At 50.9% G+C, this 16,588-nt stretch carries 13 protein-coding genes and 2 pseudogenes; 9 read left to right on the forward strand and 6 right to left on the reverse strand.

The features are described from left to right. Positions 1-133: 133 nt before the first annotated feature. Positions 134-343: pseudogene (locus WCT94_RS20840) on the forward strand (site-specific integrase); the annotation flags it as partial. 162 nt (positions 344-505) lie between these two features. Here WCT94_RS20840 and cynR read toward each other — a convergent pair. Further along, on the reverse strand, positions 506-1,393 hold the full coding sequence (gene cynR, locus WCT94_RS14090; RefSeq protein ID WP_336870163.1) for a transcriptional regulator CynR: 888 nt from the start codon (positions 1,391-1,393) through the stop codon (positions 506-508). A gap of 108 nt (positions 1,394-1,501) precedes the next feature. Here cynR and WCT94_RS14095 point away from each other — a divergent pair, with 108 nt between their 5' ends. After that, entirely contained in the window at positions 1,502-2,161 is a 660-nt protein-coding gene (locus WCT94_RS14095) for a carbonic anhydrase (protein ID WP_336870052.1), read from the forward strand. 27 nt (positions 2,162-2,188) lie between these two features. After that, positions 2,189-2,659, forward strand: coding sequence for a cyanase (gene cynS / locus WCT94_RS14100; RefSeq protein ID WP_336870053.1), 471 nt, complete (start codon positions 2,189-2,191; stop codon positions 2,657-2,659). A 241-nt stretch (positions 2,660-2,900) separates the two neighbouring features. On the opposite strand, the pseudogene WCT94_RS14105 reads toward cynS, so the two are convergent. The 4 genes and pseudogenes from WCT94_RS14105 to WCT94_RS14120 all read right to left on the reverse strand — a co-directional run bounded on the left by WCT94_RS14105 (position 2,901) and on the right by WCT94_RS14120 (position 6,178). Beyond that, positions 2,901-3,875: pseudogene (locus WCT94_RS14105) on the reverse strand (alpha/beta hydrolase). 240 nt (positions 3,876-4,115) lie between these two features. Continuing rightward, positions 4,116-4,592: a nuclear transport factor 2 family protein gene (locus WCT94_RS14110; protein ID WP_336870055.1), complete on the reverse strand. Its 477-nt coding sequence runs from the start codon at positions 4,590-4,592 to the stop codon at positions 4,116-4,118. A 63-nt stretch (positions 4,593-4,655) separates the two neighbouring features. Next, the gene (locus WCT94_RS14115) at positions 4,656-5,222 is read right to left on the reverse strand and encodes a TetR/AcrR family transcriptional regulator (RefSeq protein ID WP_336870056.1); all 567 of its coding nucleotides are present in this window, start codon (positions 5,220-5,222) and stop codon (positions 4,656-4,658) included. Between the two features lie 380 nt (positions 5,223-5,602). Then, a complete protein-coding gene (locus tag WCT94_RS14120) occupies positions 5,603-6,178 on the reverse strand; it encodes a CGNR zinc finger domain-containing protein (protein WP_336870057.1) in 576 nt (191 codons plus the stop codon). 290 nt (positions 6,179-6,468) lie between these two features. On the opposite strand from WCT94_RS14120, the gene WCT94_RS14125 reads away from it, so the two are divergent. The 6 genes from WCT94_RS14125 to WCT94_RS14150 all read left to right on the forward strand — a co-directional run bounded on the left by WCT94_RS14125 (position 6,469) and on the right by WCT94_RS14150 (position 15,833). Further along, on the forward strand, positions 6,469-8,481 hold the full coding sequence (locus WCT94_RS14125; protein ID WP_336870058.1) for a 2Fe-2S iron-sulfur cluster-binding protein: 2,013 nt from the start codon (positions 6,469-6,471) through the stop codon (positions 8,479-8,481). Positions 8,482-9,205: 724 nt separating this feature from the next. After that, positions 9,206-10,693, forward strand: a complete 1,488-nt coding sequence (locus WCT94_RS14130; RefSeq protein ID WP_336870059.1) for a hypothetical protein — start codon at positions 9,206-9,208, stop codon at positions 10,691-10,693. A gap of 291 nt (positions 10,694-10,984) precedes the next feature. Then, complete coding sequence (locus WCT94_RS14135; protein WP_336870060.1) at positions 10,985-11,272, forward strand: VF530 family protein; 288 nt, start codon at positions 10,985-10,987, stop codon at positions 11,270-11,272. 5 nt (positions 11,273-11,277) lie between these two features. After that, positions 11,278-12,573, forward strand: a complete 1,296-nt coding sequence (locus tag WCT94_RS14140; RefSeq protein ID WP_336870061.1) for a glycoside hydrolase family 10 protein — start codon at positions 11,278-11,280, stop codon at positions 12,571-12,573. Between the two features lie 368 nt (positions 12,574-12,941). Continuing rightward, on the forward strand, positions 12,942-14,327 hold the full coding sequence (locus WCT94_RS14145) for a diaminobutyrate--2-oxoglutarate transaminase (protein WP_319847759.1): 1,386 nt from the start codon (positions 12,942-12,944) through the stop codon (positions 14,325-14,327). Positions 14,328-14,336: 9 nt separating this feature from the next. Beyond that, entirely contained in the window at positions 14,337-15,833 is a 1,497-nt protein-coding gene (locus WCT94_RS14150; protein WP_336870062.1) for a pyridoxal phosphate-dependent decarboxylase family protein, read from the forward strand. Positions 15,834-16,144: 311 nt separating this feature from the next. On the opposite strand, the gene pptA is transcribed toward WCT94_RS14150, so the two are convergent. Continuing rightward, complete coding sequence (pptA, locus tag WCT94_RS14155) at positions 16,145-16,375, reverse strand: tautomerase PptA (RefSeq protein WP_336870063.1); 231 nt, start codon at positions 16,373-16,375, stop codon at positions 16,145-16,147. Positions 16,376-16,588 lie beyond the last annotated feature (213 nt).

Consider the following 16,588-nt stretch of genomic DNA (forward strand, 5'->3'; position numbering starts at 1 on the left):
ATTATGTTAAATAACCTGTAATGGTAAATAAGTTCATAAGTCACATCGACGTTGCGATAAATCAATACGTTAGTAATTTCTGACTTTCCTCTCGTTTCTTGCGTTAGGTACACGGCAATGGATCCTGCTGAACATGACAACCTGTTTGCCATTGTTATATCCACTCAGGTATCACATCGATCATCTTGCTCATCGTTCATCGTCCACACAGAATGCTTCGCTACAAGCCGTTAAATTCTTCTACGAATTCTGGCAGCAAAAGCATCGCGTTACGTTTTGCTACAGCTTCTCTTCATCTGGCCATAATCCAGACATTGCTATCGGGGAAATACCTGATTTTTTTACTGTATCTGTATATAGAACACTGACACCGAGGAAATCTTCGCAACGCAGCCACAACAGCCAAGGGGAACTATGGTGATCAGCCTGTACGGTATAATAGTTCCTCATCTCCCCAAAACATAATCCACTAACCCCCTTCCCTTTTTGGGTATTTTAATGGCGCTTAAACATTCAACTGAGTGGCTACCTCTAAAGCTAGCGCAGTAAATGCCCGAGCCGCAAAACTCTGATAAGCATCCCTTCGTCGCATGAGAACCGCGGTGCGTGTCAGGCGTTCGGGTTCGAGCGCGATCGCCACCAGATTTTCTTGGGCCAGGGCGGTTCTGGCGGGCAACAGCGTGGATAACGATGTCCTGCGAACAATTTCTATTACCGCCCCGAGGGCGTTAGTCTCCATCATTACCTTTGGATGAATGCCGTGTTTACGGCAGTAGCTGTCAATCTGTCCGCGGGTCGCGAACTCTTTGCTGAGTAATACAAGGGACTCCGTGTTCAGAGCCTGCAGTCCGGCAGATTTTTCCTTCGCCAGTGGATGCCCGGTGTTGACTACCAAGGCAAGTATCTCCTCCAGCAACGGTATGACGTCTATGTCTGGGCAATTTACTTCGCCGAAAGCTATCCCCAGATCCAGCTCTCCTTCCTGAAGCCGGTCTTCAATGCTTTCCTGTGAAATTTCCCGCACGTCGAGGGTGATATCTGGATAGCGAAGATGGAATGCCTCAACCAGCGGCCCAACAAGATACGTTGTGAAGGTAGGCGTCACGGCCACGCGAAGCGAACCACGGCTGAGATTGTCCACATCATGGATTGCGCGCGTGGCTTCCCGTAACTCATGAGAAGCGCGGCGCACATACTGAAGGTAAGCGTGCCCGGTATCAGTCAACCGTGTTGTACGTCCAGACCGATCGAACAACTGGGTGTCAAGCTCTTCCTCCAACTGCTTTACCAGTTGTGAGAGAGCTGGCTGAGAGACGTGCAGCGCCGCTGCTGCTTTGGTGAAGCTGAGATGTTCAGCAACCGCCTGAAAATACCGTATATGTCGGGCAAGCATCATTCATCCATAAGATTATCTGAATTAACCAATAATAATTTAGACTTTTACCTTATACCAGAGGCTGCCTACTCTTTGTCATACACAACCGACACTGAGACTGCAACCATGAAAGAAATTATCGAAGGTTTTCTGAAGTTCCAGGAAAACGCCTTCCCCGAGCGGGTCAAGCTGTTCAAGAGTCTGGCCAACCAGCAGAGCCCAAGAGCCTTGTTTATTTCCTGCTCTGACAGCCGCCTGGTGCCTGAACTGGTTACCCAGCGCGAACCTGGCGATTTATTTGTGATCCGCAACGCCGGTAACATTGTGCCGTCTTATGGTCCGGAACCGGGCGGCGTTTCAGCCTCGGTTGAATATGCGGTTGCCGCGCTTCAGGTGAATGACATCGTGATCTGTGGCCACTCTGACTGTGGCGCTATGACTGCTGTTGCCACCTGCAAATGCCTCGACCATATGCCAGCCGTATCGAGCTGGTTGCGCTATGCCGACTCTGCCCGCGTGGTGAATGAGGCCCGACAGCACCCCGACCAGTCAGCCAAAATCGCGGCTATGGTACGCGAAAACGTCATCGCTCAGTTGGCTAATATACAGACTCACCCATCCGTTCGCCTGGCGCTTGAAGAAGGCCGGGTAACTCTGCACGGTTGGATCTATGACATTGAGAGCGGTCGCATTGATGCTTTTGACGGCACAACCGGCGCTTTCGTGTCCCTTGCTGAAAATCCAGAAGTTAACGCCGTTTCCTCACAAGCCAGGCATGTTGCCTGACCCCCTTACTTACACAGAGAAAAGACCATGATCCAGACTCAAATCACTCAGGCCGCGCGTCAGGCACTCACCGAAACCATCATTCTGGCTAAGGCCCACAAGGAACTATCCTTCGCTGAAATCGTTGACGGCACAGGTTTGTCGGAAGCCTTCGTTACCGCAGCCCTGCTTGGTCAGCATCCGCTGCCAGCCGACGCAGCAGTAGTTGTCGGCAAGAAGCTCGACCTGAATGCTGATGAAGTTAAACTGTTGCAGTCAGTACCCGTCCGCGGCAGCTTTACCGATGGCATCCCGACCGATCCGACAATCTACCGTTTCTACGAGATGATGTCAGTTTACGGGCCTACCCTTAAGGCTCTGGTTCACGAGAAATTCGGCGACGGCATCATCAGCGCCATTAACTTCAAACTGGACATCAAAAAAGTTGATGATCCGGATGGTGGCCATCGTGCGGTAATCACTCTGGACGGCAAGTACCTGCCGACCAAGCCTTTCTGATCCTCTCTGAATTCAGCTCGGTGATTGAAGAACCGAGCTGCCTGCGTTTTCAGCCGCGGAGTGTTCCGCCTCTTATCGTTATTACTGAGTCGAAAAAGCCCCGATAAGTAACAAGTCGCACGCTTAACGGGGGAAGTATGAAAATGCTTAACAGTCCGGTTCCAAAAAATTTCCGCGCTAACCCGGACAATGGACAGAGGGCAAAACGACCGGCCGATGAAACCGACCGGCTAACTGGCAGCTATTTCAGGTGTACTTTCAGTTCATAGGCGGCCTGACCAAGCGCGGTCCGCACGGCAGGCACGTCGCTCAGCGCGTTCAGCAGACCGTAATCATGAATTAACCCGTTGTAGCGGGTAACCGTCACGTTGACGCCAGCGGCGTCAAGCTTGCGGCCAAAAGCCTCGCCTTCGTCGCGCAGTACGTCAAGTTCAGCTGTCTGAATCAGAGTGGGCGGCAGTCCCTTCAGTTGTTCAGGCGTTGCGCGCAGCGGCTATGCCAGGATGTTATTACGATCGCCTTCTTTAGTGGTGTATGCATCCCAGAACCACTTCATCATATTACGCGACAGGAAGTACCCGTTCTCATACTGGTTATAAGAACCAGTATTGAAGTTCGCGTCAGTCACGGGCCAGAGCATGACCTCATAGCGGATGGCCGGCGCTTTATGTTGCTTAGCCTGGAGCGCTACGGCGGCAACCATGTTACCGCCGACGCTGTTACCTACCAGCGCCAGACGACTGCCATCAACGCCAATTTCGCTACCGTGCTCGGCAACCCAGCGGGTTGCTGCATAGGCCTGATTAATCGCAACGGGGAAATGTGCTTCCGGCGATGGTGCATAGTCGACAAAGACGGCCGCTGCACCGGACTCACTGACCAGATCACGGACGAGACGTTCATGTGTTGCAAAATCGCCCAGTATCCAGCCACCGCCATGGAAGAACATGAAGACTGGTAGGGTTCCCTGTGCGTTATGAGGCTTCACAATGTGAAGTTTGATGGAGCCGCCATCAACGTTGATCGTTCTTTCAGTGACGTCGGCAGCAGGCAGTTTCGCCCCCTTCTGAGCATTGATCAGCACCTGACGTGCGTCCTGTGGAGACAACTGTTCTATAGGCTTACCCCCGGCGCCGTTCAGAGCATCGAGAAATTCCTGCACGTGACGCTCTGGCTGAGAAGCATCGGCAAAGCTGTTGGCTGAGACGGCCGCCATTGCGGCAGTCAGAAACATAGATTTAATATTCATAATACGACCTCATTAATATCGCTTATTATTAAATAGTGAGCGATTTAAATGAATAAAGTACACCGCGCGTACTTGATCCTGAAAAACCATGCACTGAGAAAACTTAAGAGCTCCCCGCCCCAACCAGCTTGCTTTTTTCATCAACCGGCTGGGCGAAGCCCCGACCAGGACAGTAGTCGTAGGCGTTACGCGGGGTAACTCAATGAATTACAGACCCAGGTCAGACAGGCTTGGATGATCGTCAGGACGGCGTCCCAGAGGCCAGTGGAACTTGCGCTCACTTTCTTTGATCGGCATGTCATTGATACATGCGTAGCGGTGATGCATCAGCCCGTCTTCACCAAATTCCCAGTTTTCGTTCCCGTAAGAACGGAACCAGTTACCGGAGTCATCGCGCCACTCGTAGGCGTACCGAACAGCAATGCGGTCACCGTCAAAGGCCCACAGTTCCTTGATAAGACGGTACTCCAGCTCTTTTTTCCACTTGCGCTCGAGGAAACCCCGGGCCTCTTCGCGATTATTTGCAAACTCTGCGCGGTTGCGCCATTTGGTGTCCAGAGAGTAAGCGAGCGACACTTTATCGGCATCGCGGGTGTTCCAGCCATCTTCGGCAAGTCTTACCTTCTCAAGTGCTGACTCGCGGGTGAACGGCGGCAGTGGCGGACGGATTTGTGAATCGGACATGGTGGTGCCTCCAGGATAATTGGATACTTCAGTTAGTGTTTCATCTTTGGAACTCAGTCCCTGCTATGGGAGCGGTTTCAGTAACAGCTGAGCGACATCTCTTGCATCATCGGCGGCGCTGTAATCACCCATGACGCGCGACATAGTGATGGCGCCTTCAATCAGTATCAGTAGCTGCCGGGCCAGAGGTAACGCCTGCGCGGTATTCAGCTGGCCGGTAAGCTCAAGCACGTAGTCCAGTAGCTTCTGTTTGTGCACGCTGGCTATCTGACGAACCGGATCAGAAGGATCCCCTACTTCGCCTGCCGTGTTGATAAACGCGCATCCGCGATATCCCTCCGACTCGAACCAGCCTTTAAGCACGGTGAACATATTCAGGATGCGATCCCGCGGCGTATCCGCTTTGTCACATTCGGTCCTGAACCATTCCATCCAACGCACATCACGCGCATTCAGCGCCGCAGCGGCAACCTCGTCCTTGTTCGCGAAATGGTGATAAATACTTTTCCGTGCCACGCCTGAAGTTTTCACCAGGAGGTCCATGCCGGTCGCATGAATACCGTTCTGGTAGATGAGTTCTTCTGCGGTTGCGAGAATTTTATCCCGCGTGTTCGTCGTATTTCTGTTCATGAAATAATGGTAGAACGATCGTTCTACCTCCGTCAAGTGTTAGTCGATAATCTTTTTTGCGTACCGTCAGGATGCATTTATAAAATTGTTAAGAATCAATAACAAAATGCTGTCCAGGCAAAAAAATTGTATAACGCTGTAGCGTGCAGGAACGAAAACCCGATGTCCGGCGGGGCGTTCCGTACGTTCTCAGTGTGAAGAATGGAGGCTGCATTCGAGAGGGGCTGGTCAAAAAAATCTGTAAAATCATGCGGTCTGTCTGGTTGAAAACCGGGTGAGCTTAAGTGGCACCTGGATCCGGACGCCGTCTGCCCTTTTCCTACTGAAGCAAACGTGGCGGGCTGCACGGAGTTGCAACCCTGTGGAGGGAACTGGCGTTGTTACGAATTCTTCCTGTTCCGGAACGCCGCGACTTTCATACGATTACCGCAGGTCGCCATGCTGCACCACCGACGGCGATGCGATTTACTCAAATCGTGAAAAAGCAGAATACAGTTATGGGCTTCGCACTGACGCACATATTCAAATTTGTCGTCAGTAATCAGTTTCACCAACGCGTCGGCGACAGGCCAAAGAAGGCAGGCGGGGCTGTGCGTGCCTGAAAGAACATCAACACGGTATCGCTGTGTCCCGTCATCCCATTGCAGCCTCGTTTCGGGCTTTCCGTCCCTGAGAATTCTGTTAACTACAGTCAGGTCAGCTGCAACGGACGCCATAGCAGCATACACCACTGCCCTGGCGGCCTCACGGAATTGGCGGGCTTCAGTCAGTAACCCGGGAGGGGCCTTCGTGCCTTTCGGTAAAAGACCCACCGTTTCCAACCACTCCAGGACGCAGAGATCGTCTTCAAAACAATCATGACGCTCATCACCGGTCCCGTATTCACTGTTGATGAAATCCAGCGCGAGGTTATCGGCCAGAAAGAGGGGCTGAGATGATAGATGTTTAAATTCCATACATAACCGTAACCCATAAAATCATTTTGACAGGTTACCATAATAACGTGTAACCTTCAATTTAACGCTTTGGCGGTTACGGGTGCTGTGACGTCTTCACATTCAGAGTGTTCAACAGCAGATAACACACCTGCCACACAGGTGAATTACCGCCATAAGCAGGCGGTCGCCGCCCCGTTAGTTATTTTGCTCAGATGCAAAGGCTGAGCTACTTACTTTCCGGAATATTTCGCTTCATCATAACGAGTTCTGGTCTTCCAGCAGCGGTAAATGATCTCAGGAGGGGCTCCATGCAGCAGACACGCAGTGTCTTTCATGACGGTGAGCGTGCAGTGCAGGCGCGTGCCGAAGTTTCAGGTGAGTGGCTTAAACAGTCGGAAGGCTTTGTGCGCTCCGAGATGCCTCGGCAACATCGTGACTTCTTTGAAAATCTTCAAATGCTGTTTCTGGGGCTGCTCGATTCAGCTGGCCGGCCATGGTGCGTTCCGGCTTTCGGGCCGCGAGGTTTCCTGGTTTCCCCCGCTCCGGATACACTAAAGGTGCATCGAGACCCGGTTCTTTCGTGTGAGCTCGGCCTGGATCGATCACCCGGTGCCAGTGTTGGCGTGCTCGGGATTGATCTGGCCAGCAGACGTCGCAATCGACTGAATGGCCGGATACAACATGCTTCGGCTGGTAAAATGACCATCCTGGTCGACCAGAGCTTTGGAAACTGTCCGCAATACATTCAGACTCGACATCTGCCCCCTGATCAGGACGAGCCGTTAGCTGTGAGCCGCCGGCGCGGCAGCATAACTGATCCGGAGGTTCGTCGGATTATTGAGGCCGCTGACACGTTTTTTATTGCCTCCCGTGCGGCTGGGCCACTGGATGGTGGAAGCGCCGGAGTCGATGCATCGCACCGAGGGGGGCGTCCGGGATTTCTCGGTATCAACGGAGACGGCACGCTCTCCTTTCCCGATTTTTCCGGCAATCGCTTTTTCAATACATTAGGTAACATTGAGAGCGACGGACGGGTCGGTCTGTTCGTTCCGGATTTCGAAACGGGTGAGGCAATAGTGCTTACGGGACGCGGTTCCATCGACTGGAACCCCGAGCGCATTAAGTCGTTCGAAGGTGCCGAGCGTATCGTGGACGTGGTGCCAGAAGAGATCTGGCATGCCAGTGCCGCGCTGCCGGTTATCGGGACGATATCCGAGCAATGGCCCGGGCTTGGTGCCACTGGAACCTGGAATGAGGCGCGTCTGGCCGTACTCAAAACGGGTGGCTACAGGCGTTTTCAGATCGCTTCGAAGCTTAAAGAGAGCGATAACATCACCTCTTTCTATCTTGTACCCGCTGACGGTGGTCCAGTTGAAAAGCATTTAGCGGGACAGTTCCTGCCGATACGACTTCAGAGAAATGACGAAGTCATTCAGCGTAGTTACACACTTTCGCAAGGGCCAAACGGGCAGAACTATCGCATCTCGGTCAAGCGAGAAGATTTCGGGTTGATGTCCCGGCTGCTGCACGACCATTGTGAAAATGGAGATATCATCGGGGTAGGGTCACCCGCAGGCAATTTCGTTCTGGATGATGGCACCCAGCCCATCGTCATGCTTTCCGGTGGCGTGGGTATAACACCCATGATGGCCATGCTTGACGCGCAGATAACTGCCCTTAAAAAAGGGGCACCTCAACGCACGGTTTACTTCGTCCATGCGACGCAGAACAGTGCCAGCCATGCGTTCCGTCGCGAGCTCAAAGTTATGGCTCACAGATACGACTGGCTACATCTCTTCACTGCATATAGTGCTCCCGGCCCGGATGACAATCTGGGGGATACACACGACACTGAGGCGCGGTTCAGTATGGGCGCTCTGGCCAGGCTGCTGCCGTTTGGCGGTTACCAGTTTTATTTGTGTGGGCCTGAAAGTTTCATGCGAGCGCTTTATTCGGGGTTACGCGAAATTGGCGTAGACCGTTCACATATCCACTACGAGTTCTTCGGCGCCGACGCGCTCGATGAACCCGAGGAGATGTTCCCAGCGGCAAGACTTCCTGCGTGTGCACAGATCACTTTTGCCCGCTCGGAAGTCCAAACCGAATGGACGAAGCAGAGCGGTACGCTTTTGGACGCCGCAGAAGCCGCTGGCCTGAGACCAAGCTACAACTGCCGCTCGGGCAAATGTGGTTCGTGCGCTACCCGGCTGATTTCCGGACGTGTGCACTACTCACGCCAGCCGGTGCTCACTCCGGCCAAAGGCGAGGTGCTGATCTGCTGTGCTGTCCCTGTGGATAAGCACGTTGAAATAGAACTGTGAACAGCCCCGGTTTTTCGGAGGCGGTTTCGGTAACCTCTTGCATGAAGCCGTTTAAGCTTGATCCATAGTCAACGGCTTCATCGATTTTAACGACGTAACCAATTAGATGGAGTTGGCTTGCAAATAAGCGACCCCATTCTCGATGGACACTTGATGTCCACGCGTACGAAATAAATAGATCGGTTTTCATTCATTTAATGCCAGTTTAAGCATGGAATGACCTGTAGTCCCTCTGGCTTGCTATGCGGGCGCTCCCTTTCCTTATTAAAGGAAAAGGAAAAATAAATATATTAGCCTGATATTAATTATCATAATTAATTTAAAAGTGTTGTTTTGTTATTCTTCATGCTCATCAGATTGTTATTCCTGTACATCGCCTATCTATCCTTTCTGAGTCTCATCTAGGGCAATCATGATTGTCATAAAAATAATTATAAGGCTAAGTTAATTTATCAAAATAAAAATAGCTTGGAAAAATTCACCCCGAATGTATATGTTGAATAGGCTTTGATTACATAAGTCATCACACGCAGCAGTCCACAATTAATACATAAATAAGCATCAATCATAATACATTGATTATAAAGGTAGTGGATGTAAAAAAGGAGCTTCCGATCGCTATTTCTTTGCAACTGAACATCGGAATCTAAATAACCTGGGCGAAGCTAGCTCTATTAGACGGCCGCTTGAGGAATAAATTTATTATTTCTGAAGGAATCCAAACATGGCAGACAGAACTAACATTACCAAAAATAACTTTTTCGCATGGTCTCTGTACACGGCTTATCGTAACCCAGTTACGATTGGAAATTGGGTTGCCGCCGAATGGCCCGGCCAGGCTATTACCACTGCTCAGGACATGCAAAGTGACATTGATTTTCGCATTGATATGTTCATCAATGCTCTAAATGTTGCCATTGCTGGCGCTGCTCATTGTAACAACTGGGTTCGTTACTTTGTTGTGCCAGAGTTCTATTTCCACAGTGTCCACGGCCCATATCCTGGCCTGTTGATCAACGGCAATTCCGCTTTTGACTACTTAATGAACCAACTTAGCACACGTGTTAAAAACACGCTTGCAGCCTCCTCAGAAGCAGGCCGAGACTGGGTGATCTGCACTGGTAGTGTATTGACCACCAATATTATCGATATTGAACAATTCTTGAATGGGCCAGAAGTCCAAAAGCGGCTCGCTGCGCTAAACGCGGCCTATAATAGCCCGCTGCAAAAAAATGCCCTCCCCGTACCAACAGCGCACATAGGGCTGATGCGCCTTAAACCATTTGAGGCAGAGACAGAGACAAAATCCCAATCCAACACTAGCTATGATGAGTTAAATGCGCTGGTAAATGCATATCGACAGGATCCGCTCTGCATCGTTCGCAATCGCGCTGGGATCCTTGTTTATAATGGTGGTTCCGGTGGAAAAATTTTATCTAATATTGTTGAGAAACAGGCCGAATCTACTGTTGACCTGACTTTAGGCGTACTCCAGAACGGTATGATTGATACTGGTGGGCAGATCACAGAATGGCTGGCCAATTACCCCCCTGTCAGTATACTCAATGGTGACAATCAAGGGACAGGTACCGGTATATACCGCAAACCTGGGGCCCGTATGCCGATTGTCTCTTATGATCAAAATGTCGAGCTGGGAGTAGAGATCTGCCTCGACCATCGATTGCAACGGCTTCGTCGTACCGTTGAAATGGTCGGCAACAGTCCTCTTGATATTCAGTTGGTCCCCTCGGGTGGCATGCAGCTCCTGGATTACGGCATCGCCGGCGGGAGTAGTGGTGCTATTTTTAACGCAGATGGTTGCGACTATATATTGGATCAATACAATGCCAGCGGTAAACCCGTCATAACTACAGATGGCAAGCCTAGCAATGGTACCGCCAAACAAGTCATCACTGGGGTTTATACCTCATCTGCCCAAACCCGCTCCGAGTCTAATGGAGTCGCCTATTTCAGCCATAGCCAACTAGCCTATCGCACGACCGATATCGGCCCTGCAGGCTATATTAACCCTGAGGACACAAACAATCCTGGCGGTATTACCTTTAGTGGTAGTTCCTCCAGCCCGGCTAACCCATATCTCGACTTATATAATTCGCCAGTCATCACAGCGGTCACCTCTTCTAGCCCGTCTGTTAACGATTACTTCACTGCAGGTCTTGGCGAGATACACCAATACTCCCCTCGAACCTGATTGATATAACGGCTATCTTTTATCCGGTCGAGTCTCTTAGCTGGCCGGATAAAAGACCCCACGGCCAACAAAAACGGTAGCCTCTTGTAGGTTGCTTTTGGCTCCAGCTGTATATGAACGATTCATAGGTTCGTCGTTGCATTAGCGAACCCCATTAAAACAGTGCGCTGGTTCATTCCCATCGTGATGGTGTCGCGGCTTGAATCATTGCTGGCCGCCCCGCTTTCTTGTAACCTTCCCCCTGCTACATGCCCAACCCTGAATACACAACCTGAAATTACCGGACTCCACATGACTGCTCATATTTCTAAAGATCCTTTGCATGGTGTCACGCTTGAAATGCAAGTCAATGCGCTGGTTGCCCGTTTTGGCTGGGTTCAACTGGGCAAACTGATCAACATCAATTGCTTTAAAAACGATCCCAGCGTCAAATCCAGTTTAAAGTTTTTGCGTCGGACGCCCTGGGCTCGTGCTGAAGTTGAAGCGCTGTACCTTGATTCTCTGGATGGTACCTTTTCCTTAAAACCAGATGATGGTGCCGTTGACCCATGGGCTAATAGCCGCAGAAATAAGAGCTAACCAGCGTGAAAAAGCCAGTCGTACTGATTGCTGCTGCGCTTCTACTTGTCGGCTGCGCATCTAAACCACCGAGCTCGCTTGTCACCCCGCTTCCTCCTGTTCAACAGCCACTTCCGGTGGAATCCCAGCAGAGGCAGGAGCCGATGCGTGGCGTATGGCTCGCGACCGTTTCCCGTCTTGACTGGCCGCCGGTGGCATCCGTCAATGCCAGCAGCCCAGCGCGTCGCATTACTCAACAGCAGGACGCACTGAAAGGTAAGCTGGATAAGTTGAAAAGTCTCGGTATCAATACCGTATTTTTCCAGGTTAAACCTGATGGTACCGCACTCTGGCCTTCTAAAATATTACCCTGGTCAGATATGCTGACAGGTCATATTGGTGAAGATCCTGGCTACGATCCGCTACAGTTCATGCTGGATGAAGCGCACAAGCGAGGTATGAAAGTTCATGCCTGGTTTAATCCCTACCGTGTTTCCGTTAATACCAAATCGGCAACCGTGGCGGAATTAAACCGCACGCTGTCGCAGAATCCAGCCAGCGTATTTGTCTTGCATCGAGACTGGATCCGTACAGCAGGCGATCGCTTTGTGCTCGACCCAGGTATCCCGGAAGCACGAAGTTGGATCACCAGTATCGTGGCCGAAGTCGTTGCGCGCTACGCTATTGACGGTGTGCAATTCGATGATTACTTCTATGCGGAATCATCCAGCTCCGTTCTTAACGATAGCGAGAGCTTTAAAAAGTATGGTCAAGGGTTTATTTCAAAAGCGGACTGGCGGCGGCACAATACTCAGCAGCTGATTGAGCAGGTTTCCCACACCATCAAGCAGTTGAAACCCGACGTTGAATTTGGCGTTAGCCCCGCTGGCGTATGGCGTAACCGGTCACACGATGCGGCAGGTTCAGACACGCGAGGCGCAGCCGCCTACGATGAAGCGTATGCCGATACCCGCCTGTGGGTACAGCAAGGGTTGTTGGATTACATCGCACCGCAGCTATACTGGCCGTTCGCGCGCGACGCGGCTCGCTACGATGTATTGGCAAAATGGTGGGCGGATGTGGTGAAACCCACGAACACGCGCCTCTATATTGGCGTTGCCCTGTATAAAGTGGGTGAACCTTCAAAGAATGAGCCAGACTGGACGATAAATGGCGGCGTACCGGAACTGAAAAAGCAGCTCGATTTGAATGAGTCTGTGCCACAAATTAACGGCACGATTCTGTTCAGAGAAAACTATCTCAATCAGCCACAAACCCAGGAAGCGGTTAATTACCTCAGAAGCCGTTGGAATCCAATTTAGCGGACTGCAGAGGCTGAAAAAACGCAATCCCTCTTTCCTAAACGTGTGGTTTCCCCCCGATCGCTCTAGCTAAACGTGCTGTTTACCCCTGTTGTTGCCACTTTTTCGGTTCAGGAATTCTGCTGTAGGAGGATTTTTTTTGCTTATTTAATAAGCATGTAAGATAACCATGGCATCATAATTCGCAATAATGCAATCAACTTATTGATTTTTATGTAAAAAAATAAAAGTTTCGAAACGAAATAAATCATTGAGTCGGTGACTGAAAAACCCTATATTGGCCGCGTTTTTCTTATAGCAGTTACGTGTTTTAATTCATTCATTTATTCAACTGTGGTTGCCTGCGAGCACACGGTTGTAGGAGAGATATGATGACGGATAAAGTCCGTATTGACAGCTTAGGTGCGAATTCATTAACCGGAAACAATGAAACCTATTTGGCAAGACAAGCTGAATTTGAATCGAACGTGAGGAGTTATCCACGCAAATTGCCTCTGGCAATTGCGAAAGCTGAAGGCGTGTGGATTACTGATGTTGAGAATAATCAATATCTTGATTGTCTGGCTGGGGCGGGAACGCTGGCGCTTGGACATAACCATCCTGACGTGCTGCAAAGCATCCAAAGTGTCATTACTAGCGGCTTGCCGTTACATACACTGGATCTGACAACGCCGTTGAAAGATCAGTTCTCCGAATATTTACTTTCCTTATTGCCTGGTCAGGGCAAAGAGTACTGCCTCCAGTTTACAGGCCCTTCTGGCGCCGATGCGGTTGAAGCCGCGCTGAAATTGGCAAAAAAATACACCGGTCGTTCTGGTGTGATCAGCTTCTCCGGCGGCTACCACGGCATGACGCATGGCGCGCTGTCCGTAACCGGTAACCTGTCACCGAAAGAAGCCGTCGACGGCATGATGCCTGAAGTTCAGTTTATGCCTTATCCGCATCAGTACCGTTGCCCGCTGGGTATTGGCGGTGAAGCCGGCGTTAAAGCCTTAACCTACTACTTCGAAAACCTGATCAACGACGTTGAGAGTGGCGTACGCAAACCAGCGGCAGTCATTCTGGAAGCCGTTCAGGGCGAAGGCGGCGTTAACCCGGCACCTGCCGAGTGGTTGCAGCGCATTCGTAAAGTGACGCAGGAACACGGTATTCTGCTGATCATCGACGAAGTTCAGGCGGGCTTTGCTCGTACTGGTAAATTCTTCGCCTTTGAACACGCTGGCATTGAGCCAGATATCATCGTGATGTCCAAAGCCGTTGGTGGCGGTTTGCCATTAGCCGTACTGGGTATCAAAAAGCAGTTTGATGCCTGGGCTCCAGGTCACCACACGGGTACCTTCCGCGGTAACCAATTGGCAATGGCAACCGGTCTGACGACGCTGAAGCACCTCAAAGACAATCAGGTAGCAAACAAAGTCGCTGAGCAAGGTGAATGGCTGAAAGCCAAACTGGCTGAGCTGCAAAAACGTTATCCGGTGATCGGTCATATCCGCGGTCTGGGATTAATGATCGGGATTGAGATTGTTAAACCTGGCGAAGCGCAGGATCACATGGGTTGCTACCCGGCTGACGGCGAGTTGTCTGCCCTGTTGCAGAAAAAATGCTTTGAAACGGGCTTGATTCTGGAGCGCGGTGGCCGTAACGGTTGTGTTCTGCGTCTGCTGCCTTCTCTGCTGATCAGCAATGCTGAATTGGAAATCTTCCTGGATAAATTTGAAAACGCCCTGCTGTCTGCTGGCGTGAAGCCAGTCTGAGTGGAGCGAATGACCACGATGTCCCAATTAGTAGAAACAGCCGTTAACCCGATTTTGGCCTCTTCTGCGCAGAGTATCGAAGCCTATCAGGAAGCGATTACGCAGAGTAGCCAAGCCGTTATGCAGTGGCTGCAACAGCCTGAGATGTATCAGGGAAAGACTGTTGCTGAACTGCGTGAACGCATCACGCTGGATTTTAATCCGCAGGGCTTGGGTAATCAGGCCGCTATCGAGCGTGCGATTGAGTACTTTTTGAAAGACAGTCTGTCGGTGCATCACCCACAGTGCGTCGCCCACCTGCACTGCCCGAGTCTGGTGGTCAGCCAAGCGGCGGAAGTCTTGATTAACGCCACGAACCAGAGCATGGACTCCTGGGATCAAAGCCCGTCAGCGACCATCATCGAGATGAAGCTGATTGAATGGCTGCGTACTCAGGTTGGCTATCAGTCTGGTGATGCTGGCGTGTTTACCAGCGGCGGCACCCAGAGTAACCTGATGGGGTTGATGCTGGCACGTGATGCCTTTTTTGCCCGTCAGGGACATTCGATTCAGCAGGATGGATTGGTTGGTAACCTGAAGAAAATTAAAGTGTTCTGTTCTGAAAATGCCCATTTCTCGGTGCAAAAGAACATGGCTTTACTGGGACTGGGTTATCAATGCGTTACGCTGGTGAAAACCGACCGCTTCGCGCGGATGGATCTGAACGACTTAGCAGAGAAAGTGGCACAGGCCAAAGCTAACGGTGAGCAGATTCTGGCGATTGTCGCAACGGCAGGAACTACGGATGCAGGTGCGATCGATCCTCTGCGGGCGATTGCAACGCTGGCGGCAGAGCATCAGATTTGGGTACACGTTGATGCAGCCTGGGGCGGCGCACTGCTGCTGTCTGAGAAGTATCGCGATTATCTGGACGGCATTGAACTGGTGGATTCCATTACGTTGGATTTCCACAAGCAATTCTTCCAGACCATCAGCTGTGGCGCATTCTTGCTGAAAGAAGCCCGTCACTATGAACTTATGCGCTATCAGGCGGCTTACCTGAACTCTGAGTTCGATGAAGCGCAGGGCGTTCCTAATCTGGTATCGAAATCACTGCAGACGACACGTCGCTTTGACGCGCTGAAACTGTGGATGGGTCTGGAAGCGTTAGGCCAACAGCAGTACGCCGCGATCATCGATCATGGCGTTACGCTGGCACAGCAGGTTGCACAGTATGTGGATGAACACGCGTCACTGGAATTAGTGATGCAGCCGCAGCTGGCAAGCGTACTGTTCCGTTATCGTCCACAGCAGCTGGCGACAGCGGATAATGCAACTATCGCATTGCTTAACCAACGCATTGGTGATGCTCTGCTGGAATCAGGCCGCGCCAACGTGGGTGTCACCGAATTTAACGGTGTTACCTGCCTGAAGCTGACGTTGCTGAACCCAACCGTTAGCCTGGACGATGTCAAAGTCCTGTTGGCGCTGGTTGAAAGCACTGCTCAGCCGCTGCTGACTGCCTAATTCCCTGCTCTACCGCATCGTGAAAAGCCGATAACAATAACAGGTTATCGGCTTTTTTTATGACGAACGTCCTCGTTCACAATGCACGATTAACGGTTGAACCTGCACTGCATCATGCTTCATCATATCGGGTTTTCTGGCCGTATTATTTCGCGGGTGCGCTGATGCCGTGGCTACGAAATAAATAGAAATTCTGGGATAGATGAATAAATGACATCACAAAAAGCAGCGCTGGTTGGTGGTCAACCCGCTCCACGACGTTAGAAAAAGCCTCGGAGCAGGCAAACTAGTACTTCAGGATGCAAGGCGAATTAATACGAATATCCCGGTTTTTTCGCCAACGTATCCAAATGCGGTTTGATGATCGGATCGTAAACCTCATCCTTCCAGCGATCGGGCTGAATTTCGTTGAACGCGACAGAAAGCGAATCGTCAGAAGAACCGAAGTGCTTCTTCAGAACCGCAGCAAGATCTCCAGCAATAACTTTCTTCTCTTCTTCAGACAGGTTTCTTGGGAAGTGTTTGACATCAATATGGGGCATAGGTGGTCCTTTTCAGTGATGCAACAGCACGTTGGTTAAGAGAGCCAGTGAGTTAAGATACCCAGTGTGTATGGCAACGGCAATAGGATAACTCGCCCGATGATACACAACCTGCTTAAGACAAATTGGCCTAAACTCATCGAAGTGTGTCATTCAGGCCACTGTTAGCGACCGGTCAGATTCTTATACTGCTCCTGTTTGGTGCATAACGGC

This window comes from Pectobacterium sp. 1950-15 (genome assembly GCF_037136835.1).
In the GTDB taxonomy this organism is placed as follows: Bacteria; Pseudomonadota; Gammaproteobacteria; order Enterobacterales; family Enterobacteriaceae; genus Pectobacterium.

Excerpts from the sequence above, each read along its gene's own strand:
- cynR (WP_336870163.1), bottom strand. The coding sequence starts at position 1,393 with ATGCTTGCCCGACATATACGGTATTTTCAGGCGGTTGCTGAACATCTC.
- WCT94_RS14150 (WP_336870062.1), top strand. The coding sequence starts at position 14,337 with ATGACCACGATGTCCCAATTAGTAGAAACAGCCGTTAACCCGATTTTG.
- WCT94_RS14135 (WP_336870060.1), top strand. The coding sequence starts at position 10,985 with ATGACTGCTCATATTTCTAAAGATCCTTTGCATGGTGTCACGCTTGAA.
- WCT94_RS14110 (WP_336870055.1), bottom strand. The coding sequence starts at position 4,592 with ATGTCCGATTCACAAATCCGTCCGCCACTGCCGCCGTTCACCCGCGAG.
- pptA (WP_336870063.1), bottom strand. The coding sequence starts at position 16,375 with ATGCCCCATATTGATGTCAAACACTTCCCAAGAAACCTGTCTGAAGAA.
- WCT94_RS14115 (WP_336870056.1), bottom strand. The coding sequence starts at position 5,222 with ATGAACAGAAATACGACGAACACGCGGGATAAAATTCTCGCAACCGCA.
- WCT94_RS14130 (WP_336870059.1), top strand. The coding sequence starts at position 9,206 with ATGGCAGACAGAACTAACATTACCAAAAATAACTTTTTCGCATGGTCT.
- WCT94_RS14095 (WP_336870052.1), top strand. The coding sequence starts at position 1,502 with ATGAAAGAAATTATCGAAGGTTTTCTGAAGTTCCAGGAAAACGCCTTC.
- cynS (WP_336870053.1), top strand. The coding sequence starts at position 2,189 with ATGATCCAGACTCAAATCACTCAGGCCGCGCGTCAGGCACTCACCGAA.
- WCT94_RS14125 (WP_336870058.1), top strand. The coding sequence starts at position 6,469 with ATGCAGCAGACACGCAGTGTCTTTCATGACGGTGAGCGTGCAGTGCAG.
- WCT94_RS14145 (WP_319847759.1), top strand. The coding sequence starts at position 12,942 with ATGATGACGGATAAAGTCCGTATTGACAGCTTAGGTGCGAATTCATTA.
- WCT94_RS14120 (WP_336870057.1), bottom strand. The coding sequence starts at position 6,178 with ATGGAATTTAAACATCTATCATCTCAGCCCCTCTTTCTGGCCGATAAC.